The organism is Candidatus Symbiopectobacterium sp. (genome assembly GCF_020054415.1).
Classification (GTDB): domain Bacteria; phylum Pseudomonadota; class Gammaproteobacteria; order Enterobacterales; family Enterobacteriaceae; genus Symbiopectobacterium.
In genome coordinates this window covers 1-9,164 of sequence record NZ_JAHWCO010000126.1, presented here as the reverse complement: position 1 = coordinate 9,164, position 9,164 = coordinate 1, and the positions used below count along the sequence as shown (strand labels likewise).

General features: G+C 54.0%; 6 protein-coding genes and 3 pseudogenes. 4 read left to right on the top strand and 5 right to left on the bottom strand.

Annotated elements, in window-relative coordinates:
• A partial coding sequence (locus QZ506_RS03910) for an IS1 family transposase (RefSeq protein WP_291969220.1) occupies positions 1-249 on the top strand: 249 nt, incomplete at its 5' end.
• A gap of 442 nt (positions 250-691) precedes the next feature.
• On the top strand, positions 692-1,558 hold the full coding sequence (gene robA, locus QZ506_RS03905) for an MDR efflux pump AcrAB transcriptional activator RobA (RefSeq protein WP_291969217.1): 867 nt from the start codon (positions 692-694) through the stop codon (positions 1,556-1,558).
• A gap of 12 nt (positions 1,559-1,570) precedes the next feature.
• Here the strand turns inward: robA and gpmB are convergent, their stop codons facing one another.
• Positions 1,571-2,176: a 2,3-diphosphoglycerate-dependent phosphoglycerate mutase GpmB gene (gene gpmB, locus QZ506_RS03900; protein WP_291969215.1), complete on the bottom strand. Its 606-nt coding sequence runs from the start codon at positions 2,174-2,176 to the stop codon at positions 1,571-1,573.
• A gap of 96 nt (positions 2,177-2,272) precedes the next feature.
• Here gpmB and yjjX point away from each other — a divergent pair, with 96 nt between their 5' ends.
• On the top strand, positions 2,273-2,797 hold the full coding sequence (yjjX, locus tag QZ506_RS03895; protein WP_291969214.1) for an inosine/xanthosine triphosphatase: 525 nt from the start codon (positions 2,273-2,275) through the stop codon (positions 2,795-2,797).
• Positions 2,798-2,846: 49 nt separating this feature from the next.
• Here the strand turns inward: yjjX and trpR are convergent, their stop codons facing one another.
• Entirely contained in the window at positions 2,847-3,176 is a 330-nt protein-coding gene (gene trpR, locus QZ506_RS03890; RefSeq protein ID WP_291969212.1) for a trp operon repressor, read from the bottom strand.
• Between the two features lie 98 nt (positions 3,177-3,274).
• A pseudogene (gene sltY / locus QZ506_RS03885) lies at positions 3,275-5,190 on the bottom strand (murein transglycosylase).
• Between the two features lie 457 nt (positions 5,191-5,647).
• Between sltY and ettA the strand changes: the two are divergent.
• On the top strand, positions 5,648-7,315 hold the full coding sequence (gene ettA / locus QZ506_RS03880; RefSeq protein ID WP_291969210.1) for an energy-dependent translational throttle protein EttA: 1,668 nt from the start codon (positions 5,648-5,650) through the stop codon (positions 7,313-7,315).
• Positions 7,316-7,555: 240 nt separating this feature from the next.
• On the opposite strand, the pseudogene QZ506_RS03875 reads toward ettA, so the two are convergent.
• Together QZ506_RS03875 and QZ506_RS03870 are read right to left on the bottom strand one after the other, a co-directional pair.
• Positions 7,556-8,944: pseudogene (locus QZ506_RS03875) on the bottom strand (methyl-accepting chemotaxis protein); the annotation flags it as partial.
• Between the two features lie 137 nt (positions 8,945-9,081).
• Positions 9,082-9,164, bottom strand: a pseudogene (locus QZ506_RS03870) (lipoprotein); the annotation flags it as partial.

Genomic DNA, 9,164 nt, shown 5'->3' with positions numbered 1-9,164 from the left:
GCAAAAGTGGCCATCAGCGTTACCGTCGTCAGTCATGCAAACACGGATGGCTACAGGGCTTACAACGACGAACTTCCAAAAGTAAAACACATTGTTAGCAAGCTGTATACACAGCGTATTGAGCGTGCACATCTGACACTGTGTGACCTATTGCAACGGCTCAATCACAAAACGCCCGGATATTCAAAATCATCCGAAATGCACGATAGGATCATCGGTACTTACATCGAACGCGAGTACTACGTTTGATGCTACATCAACTCATTGAATACACGACCCCCATGATTAATGCGGTTTTCATCAATATTTCTCTCTGTCTGGAAACAAGTTACAGGGGCTTTTCCCCCTCTGACGAGGCTGTTACTAGATATAGGGGGCTTTGTTGAATAAATAGATTTTATGCTGGCAGCCCAGTGAAACGACGGATCCTCGCAACGTAAAATCATGCAGTTAGGCCTCACGAGAAAAGTGTACACCTGAGATGAAAAGCATTTTCAACCAAAACTGGCATGGAAAAACAGCATGATTACCTATTATTCAACAAAGCCGATATAGGGCTAAAGTATGAAAATTTCACCTGATTGTTTGTATAAATTATTCAAAAACCTTAAGCGGTGACAACAGCAAAAAGTTGCTATGATTCCTGATCTCTATGCGCTTCGTGCTTTGTGTGTTCTATCGAGGATGTTCTATGGATCAAGCCAGTATCATACGTGACCTGCTCAATTGGCTGGAAAAACATCTTGACCAGCCACTGTCGCTGGATAACGTGGCAGCAAAAGCCGGCTACTCCAAATGGCACCTGCAACGTATGTTCAAAGATATCACTAGGCACGCTATCGGCGCGTACATTCGTGCACGCCGGTTGACCAAAGCCGCGATGGCACTGTGTATGACCGGCAGACCGATCCTTGATATCGCGCTGCAATACCGCTTCGATTCACAGCAAACGTTCACCCGCGCTTTTAAAAAGCAGTTTGCACAGACGCCAGCCTCTTACCGCCGTGCCGAAGAGTGGAATACCTACGGTATTCGCCCTCCGTTACGCTTGGATGAATTTACGCTGCCGCAGCCCGAATTTGTCACACTGCCAGATACGCAACTTGTGGGTGTCACGCAAAACTGCAACTGTTCTCTGGAGCAGATCTGTAATTTCCACGCGGAAATGCGCGTGCACTTCTGGCGGCAGTATCTGGGCGAGGCCAAGTGCATTCCCCCCTTGCTGTATGGCTTGCACCACGCCCGTCCGAGCAAGGATAAAGAAGACGAGCATGATGTGCTCTATACCACTGCGGTGGAGCCGGAGCACGTTCCTGAAGGGGTTCACCCCGGCGAGCCGATTACGCTCCCCGGCGGCGAGTATGCTTTGTTCGTCTATGAAGGCCCCACGGATGCGCTACAGGATTTTATTATCAGCCTATACGATACCTGCCTGCCCACCTTCGAGCTGACGCGTCGCGATGGCTGTGACGCAGAGCGTTTTACCCCGAATGGGACGAAAGAAGACGGACCACCGAAAGTGATCCGCTGCGAATACCTGATCCCTATCCGTCGCTAAGCGCGCACACCGTTAACGCTGGAGTTCATCCAATGCCGGGGTATCAAGATGAGAAACATCCCCGGCGGTTTCCACGACCCAACCGGACGCCAACCACGTGCTCTGCTGATGATCGATGCGGGAGAGCGAGCAGTTACGCAACCGCAAACGGCGTTCCGCGCTGGCGGGCAGCCCAAGTATGGTGCTTAACAAGCAGCCGAGGGCCATACCATGACTGACCAGCAGCGGACGACCGCTAGGCGGCAGCGCCAGACAGCGATCGAGCACCTGATGCATACGCATTGCCATCTCCGCCATGGATTCCCCTTTGGGAATGCGGCCATCTGGCGTACCGTCCACCAGTTGCTTGCGCCAGGTTTCCTCCTGCGGACTGAGCGTGTCTATGTCACGCATTTCCAGCACTCCCATATTCATCTCACGCAAATTAGGGTCTTCAACCACTTCACAGTGGTGGCAAGACTGCGCAATAATCTCGGTAGTGCGGCGCGTCCTCCCTAAATCGCTGGTAAAGATATGCGTGATGCCTAGCGTTTTAACACGGTTCGCAACCTGATAGGCCTGCTGTTCGCCTTGTGCGGTCAACGGGCTGTCGGATTGTCCCTGAATACGCCGAGCCACGTTCTATTCCGTTTCACCGTGGCGAACAAGATATACCTGTAACATCGCTTTTTTCCATTATACTGCGTCAAATTAACTAAAAGAGTATGAACCTTTATGTACCATGTTGTCGCTGCCACTACCAACCCTGCAAAAATTAAGGCTATTACAGTCGCATTCACGGATGTCTTTGGCGAAGAAAACTGTCGCATCGAAGGTGTTGATGTCGACAGCGGCGTTTCTCATCAGCCCTTGGGTTCCACCGAAACGCGTACCGGAGCCCGCAACCGCGTTATGCGCGCCCGCCAGGTTCGGCACGAGGCCAATTTCTGGGTCGGCGTCGAAGCTGGCATTGAAGAGAGCATGACGTTCGCCTGGATGGTGATTGAAAACCCACATCTGCGTGGTGAATCACGCTCCGCCAGCCTGGTGCTGCCGGAAAGTATATTACAAGGAATCAAGGAAGGAAGAGAGCTGGGAGACGAAATGGCACGTTTGACCGGCATTCAGGACATTAAACATCAGGGCGGTGCGATTGGCGTGTTCACCGACGGTAAACTGACGCGCACCAGCGTCTACTATCAGGCACTGTTGTTAGCGTTGGTGCCCTTCCACAACCCAGTTTACAGCCAGCCGAGCTAGCCCGTTTAAGGGGCGCGATGCCCCTTAACCTCTACGACATCCCACAGACCTATTTTCTCTCAGGCAGCAGTTGTGCGTCCAGCCACTGTTTCAGCGCGGGCGGCGCCGCTTTTAAACTGTTAGATCCCCGCGTGATGGTAGCAATACCGGCACCCAATTCGTTTTTCAATTCACGCTGGCTCATCTCTCCTCGCATCAGCTCCTGAATAATGCGCACACGTGTAGCAAGCGCCGTGCGTTCGTCCGGCGTCAACAACAGTTGCAATAGAGGGTGATGCAGATCCTCCGCCACGGAGAGCTTCAATAGCTCAGCAAACTTGAGCCAATCTTCATTGCCGTGTTCGGAAAACGCGGGATCGGTATGTGATAAAGGGGTCATAGCGGGCTGCAATACTCGTTAACGAGTACAGCAGCATAGCATAATCATTGGGAAATCACCGATATCGTGCGTGAAAAATCGCATCGGTAACGCAACACCTAATAACGCTGTCCCCACTCTGCTGACGTCAATACGCTGTCATTCTGATGCAGGAAGTAGCGATAGAAGGCATCGTAGTCCAGCACGTTTTTCACATAGCCACGTGTTTCGGTAAATGGAATGCTTTCAATAAAGGCAACCTGATCGAGACGCCCTGCGCTGTTTTTCAGCCAAGTATTCACGCGCGAAGGACCGGCGTTATAGGCTGCACTGGCAAGGATACGGTTGTTATTGAAGGTCTGATAGACATCATTCAGATAAGTGGTGCCCAACAGAATATTGGTTTCGGGATCGAACAGTTGGCTGCTGTTGATATAGCCGCTCAGGTTGCCCTTTTTCGCGGTATGCTGCGCGGTGGCCGGCATCAGTTGCATCATGCCAGAGGCACCGACCGGAGAGCGCGCTTGCGGGTTCTAGGCGCTTTCCTGGCGGGCAATCGCCATCGCATAGCTCTGTTGAATGGCACGCCCTTGGGTCATTCGCTGGAAGGTGTCGCGCCATGCCAGCGGGAAACGTTCTTCCAGATTGTCCCACAGCTTAGCCACAATGGTCGCCTGCACGCTGAGGTCAGCCCAGCCTTGATCAAACGCGTAACGCGCTAACGCTCCCTAACGCGGCTTATCGCTGTTCGCAACCAGTTCCCCCCATTCGCTACGCGCCAGATTGTCCATGTTCCAGTACATCAATTAACGCACGCGCACAATTTCCGGCCGTTGTGCCAATGTCTTATCCGGGATGGACGAGGCAATGGTCAACGAATAAGGGATACCGAGCTTCTGCGCGGCAACCATCGGGTAGAAACCCCGTCCCTGCATCAGCGATCGCAGTATGACTTCCCCATCCTGACGCTGCCCGTTATCTAACAGCAACATCGCTTGCCAGTAGCGCCACTCATCTTTTTGTAACTCCTCAGTCGGAAGTTTCGCGAGCCAGAAGCGCAGCCCCGCTTTATCCCCCTCTCGGAGCGTCATACGTACCCTGCGTTCAATCAGGCTGGTGGATTGGCTGCGCTGCGTAACAGCATCACGCTAGGTGGCCTGTTCTGGCGTCGCACCGGTTCCCATCCAACGCCAAGCCACCGCTTCTTCCATCTCGCTGCGATCAGCTTCGCTCATTTTTTGCAGCCGCACCAATACGCTGATAAGCGCACGGGCCCCCTCTTCATCCTGTCGAATCAGTTGGCGGAAGGCAACCAGAGTGGCATTGCGCGTAAAATCGGTTGGCCCCGCGCTGCGTGCAAAGCGCTCTACGGTTTTGGGGTCATTCTGTAACTTCATCAACGCATCGCTGATGGTACGGTAATCAGGCGGAAGCTGTTTCACCAGATAGTTAACCAGCCCGGTGCTGCCTTCGTTCATTGCCAGCCGAATACGCTCCAGTACGGCGATCGGAGTTTTTTCACCAGCGGCTTCCCAAACGGCGAACAGCTTATCGCAAGTGGTAGGCAGCGAACGGCCGGTCAGCCAGATGGCCTTTGCTTCATCCCACACGCCCTGACGCTGCCCCGTAGTAAAACGGGCATAGAGGTGATTACAGTGCGCCGCAACCGGTTTGGGTGAGGTGGGCGCAAAGGCCAGCAAGCCCGCCCAATCCTCGCGGCGCGCCAGTTCATTCACAAACAGGGATTTCAGGTTAGCGGGCAGGCGGTAATGTTGGATAACGCGCCGAGAATGCGCTGACGTCGCTGCTGCTCACCTGCCCCAGCGATTGTGTTAACGCGCGGTATTCCAGATAAGGATAAAGCGGGTAATCGCGCAAGGTTGGCATCTACGCCTGCACGGTATCCATCTGATTACTGTCCCACGCCTGCTTAACCTGCTGATAACGCTGGCGTTGAGAATCCAGCGTATCCGCCATGGCTGAGCTTGTAACCCCCCGCCAGACACAGGATGGCAATGCGCGCCCAGCGCCCCATGTTACCCTTCATCCAAACCACCTCATCCCAAACGGTTATCGACATGCAATGTGCACATCACTGATACATTTCGCCTCAGAATGCCGCCGTCAGTGCAAACAGGGTGTTCGCATCAGCAAAATTTGCATCATCCAGACGACATTTGCTGCCCTCCAGTGTGGCACAGGATGCGCGGCGGCGATATGTCGCAAAAGGGAATAAAATGTCAAGCAACGTAAGGATAACCGTTTATAAATTCCGGGTAGGACGCTGTGCGCCAAAACGCGGCCCTTAGCGCCATCTCACAGAGTGACAGACAGTAAGGGATGATGGCTGGGATCGCACAGCGAAACCAGCTACACTCCGCATCAGCATAACGATAAATCGAAGAGGGCGACGCCCCACCTTCATCGTTAACCTCGATGCAGCGCGGGCAACGCACTGCATCCTTTAACCCATAGAGAGGCGAAGTCGCAACGTGGCTCAATACGTATATACCATGCACCGCGTCGGCAAAGTGGTTCCGCCGAAGCGCCATATTTTAAAGAATATCTCCCTCAGCTTCTTTCCGGGCGCAAAAATTGGCGTGCTGGGTCTGAACGGCGCAGGGAAATCCACCCTGCTGCGTATCATAGCTGGGATCGATAAAGACATCGAAGGGGAAGCGCGCCCGAAACCCGGCATTAAAATCGGCTATTTACCACAGGAGCCGCAGCTCAACCCGGAACACACAGTACGTGAATCCGTCGAAGAAGCGGTATCGGAAGTGGTCGGTGCGCTCAAACGTCTGGATGAAGTGTATGCACTGTACGCCGATCCGGATGCCGACTTCGACAAGCTGGCGGCGGAACAGGGTAAGCTGGAAGAGATCATTCAGGCGCACGATGGCCATAATCTGGATAACCAGTTAGAACGCGCTGCCGATGCGCTGCGCCTGCCGGAATGGGATGCCAAAATCGACAAACTGTCTGGGGGCGAGCGCCGTCGCGTGGCGCTGTGTCGTCTGCTGTTGGAAAAACCAGACATGCTGCTGCTCGACGAACCGACCAACCACCTGGATGCTGAGTCCGTAGCCTGGCTGGAACGCTTCCTGCACGACTTCGAAGGCACCGTGGTAGCCATCACCCACGACCGTTACTTCCTTGATAACGTGGCTGGCTGGATTCTGGAACTGGACCGCGGCGAAGGCATTCCGTGGGAAGGCAACTACTCTTCCTGGCTGGAGCAAAAAGATCAACGTCTGGCACAAGAAGCCTCTCAGGAAGCGGCTCGCCGTAAATCCATTGAGAAAGAGCTGGTGTGGGTGCGCCAGGGTGCCAAAGGTCGTCAGGCCAAGGGCAAAGCCCGTTTGGCTCGCTTTGAAGAGATCAACAGCACCGAATACCAGAAGCGTAACGAAACCAACGAACTGTTCATTCCACCAGGTCCCCGTTTGGGCGACAAAGTGGTGGAAGTCACCAACCTGAGTAAGGCCTACGGTGAGCGCCAACTGATTGATGGCCTGTCGTTCGCGGTGCCCAAAGGGGCGATTGTTGGGATTATCGGTCCGAACGGTGCTGGTAAATCAACGCTGTTCCGTATGATGTCCGGTCAAGAACAGCCCGATTCCGGTACTATCGAACTGGGCGAAACGGTAAAACTAGCATCGGTCGATCAGTTCCGTGACAGCATGGACAACAGCAAAACTGTGTGGGAAGAAGTCTCTGGCGGGCTGGACATCATGCGCATTGGATCCACCGAGATGCCAAGTCGCGCCTATGTTGGCCGCTTTAACTTTAAAGGTACCGATCAGGGCAAACGCGTCGGTGAACTGTCCGGCGGTGAGCGCGGTCGTCTGCATCTGGCGAAGCTGCTGCAAGTCGGTGGCAACGTGCTGCTGCTTGATGAACCCACCAACGACCTAGATATTGAAACCTTGCGCGCGCTGGAAAACGCCCTGCTGGAGTTCCCTGGCTGCGCCATGGTCATTTCCCACGACCGTTGGTTCCTTGACCGTATTGCTACCCACATTCTGGATTACCAGGATGAAGGCAAGGTGGAGTTCTTCGAAGGTAACTTCACCGAGTACGAAGAGTACAAGAAACGCACGTTGGGCGCAGACGCACTGGAACCTCACCGCATCAAGTACAAGCGTATCGCGAAGTAATGAGCTGTTAGCGCCAGGTAGTAAAATATCTCGTCATATCAAACGCCCCGGCTATTGCCGGGGCGTTTGATATGGTGATTGCCGCTCAATAGCGCTCAAAAGGTTTCCCAATTCTGATTGTCATCCTGCTTGACCCGTTTTATACCTGCCGCAAGCAACGCAGGGTTGCTCTGCGCTGACGTTGGCACAGCAGCGCCCGTCGAGGCTGCCAGCGCGTGGGGACGCTGGCGAAGCTATCTGGAATACCGCAACCGCCTGCGCCAAACGCCCAGCCTGATCCTCCAGCGATACCGCCGCCGCAGAGGCCTCCTGTACCAACGCCGCATTCTGCTGCACTGCACTATCCATTTCCGACACCGCCTGACTCACTTGGCTGAGACCCCGGCTCTGTTCATCAGACGCGGAGGCGATTTCCCTCATGATGTCGGTCACGCTGGTGACCACCTGAACGATCTCACCCATGGTTTCTCCCGCCTGTGACACCAGATGCACGCCGGTATCAACGAGGCGACCTGATTCACCGATCAGGGATTCAATCTCTTTTGCCGCCTGTGCACTGCGCTGCGCTAGGCTGCGCACTTCACCGGCCACCACGGCAAACCCGCGCCCTTGCTCACCCGCACGGGCGGCTTCAACGGCAGCATTCAGCACCAGAATGTTGGTCTGGAAAGCAATGCTGTTAATCACGGAGGTAATGTCCGCAATCTTGCGTGAACTGGTAGAAATATCGCTCATGGTGGTCACCACGTTATTCACAATATCGCCGCCCTTCTCCGCTTTGGTAGAGGCATTTTTCGCCAGTTGGCTGGCATGGTGAGCGTTATCGGAGTTTTGTTTCACCGTAGCCGTCAGTTGTTCCATACTGGCGGCAGTCTCTTCTAGCGCGGCGGCCTATTGCTCCGTGCGTGAGGAGAGATCGATGTTACCCACAGAAATTTCCGTGGCCCCCAGATGAATCGCCGTTGCCCCTTCGCGCACCACACTAACCGTTTCTGCCAATGCGACCTGCATGTTCTGGACATTCTGTCCCAGAATACCGATTTCGTTACGCCCCATCTCACCAGCACTTTGAGTTAAATCCCCGACGGCAATACGTTGAATGCGCGTCACAAACCGATCCAGCGGAGCCAGTAATGCATTGCGGATAATCACGTAGATGATCGCAGCCATCACCATGGAAGCCACAAAGGAGAGCGCCATCAGCATAAAACCCCGGCGCGAATTTGCCTCAGCGTGCTAGTTGATTTGCGTAGCGTTATCTGTCAAATAACGCACCGATTGCGCGTAGTTTTCGTCCAGTTTGCGCGCTTCATCGCTTTCCAGTGAAATGACTTCTTCAAATTCGCCTCGCTTCACCGCCTCGATGATCAGTTTGACCGCCTTATCGCGGTACGCCGCGTAGTTAACGGCGAGTTCATCATCCAATCCAGCGGGTGCGTTGAATTTATCCGGTCGTGCCAGATATTCATCGAAGCGTTTTTGTGAGCTTTTTACCCGGCTTTCCTCCAGTGTCAGTGCTCTTTTATAGCCCTCTGCATCACCAACGCGTTGCGTTGCCGCCGCCAGAACCAACAGTTGGCGAGCAACGCGCAACTGATCCATGCTGCTGCTGATGCCAGCACGCACATCAGAAACCATGTTGGCCCGATCTAATGCATCATTAGGTCGTGTATTCAATATGTTGATTGCAGTGTGAAATGTCCGGTTTTGGGGCTTTGTTGAATAAATCAGAACTTGTAACGACTGCGCCCCATACGGGTCGATTGTTACGTGATGCGAATACTGTTCGGCATTCCTAATAGCGTGATCCGGTTAAGCGCTTTGACCATGGCCATGGCTTCACCCACCT

What these genes read in the sequence shown, in the direction of transcription:
- robA (WP_291969217.1), top strand. Translation starts at nt 692, where the DNA reads ATGGATCAAGCCAGTATCATACGTGACCTGCTCAATTGGCTGGAAAAA.
- yjjX (WP_291969214.1), top strand. Translation starts at nt 2,273, where the DNA reads ATGTACCATGTTGTCGCTGCCACTACCAACCCTGCAAAAATTAAGGCT.
- trpR (WP_291969212.1), bottom strand. Translation starts at nt 3,176, where the DNA reads ATGACCCCTTTATCACATACCGATCCCGCGTTTTCCGAACACGGCAAT.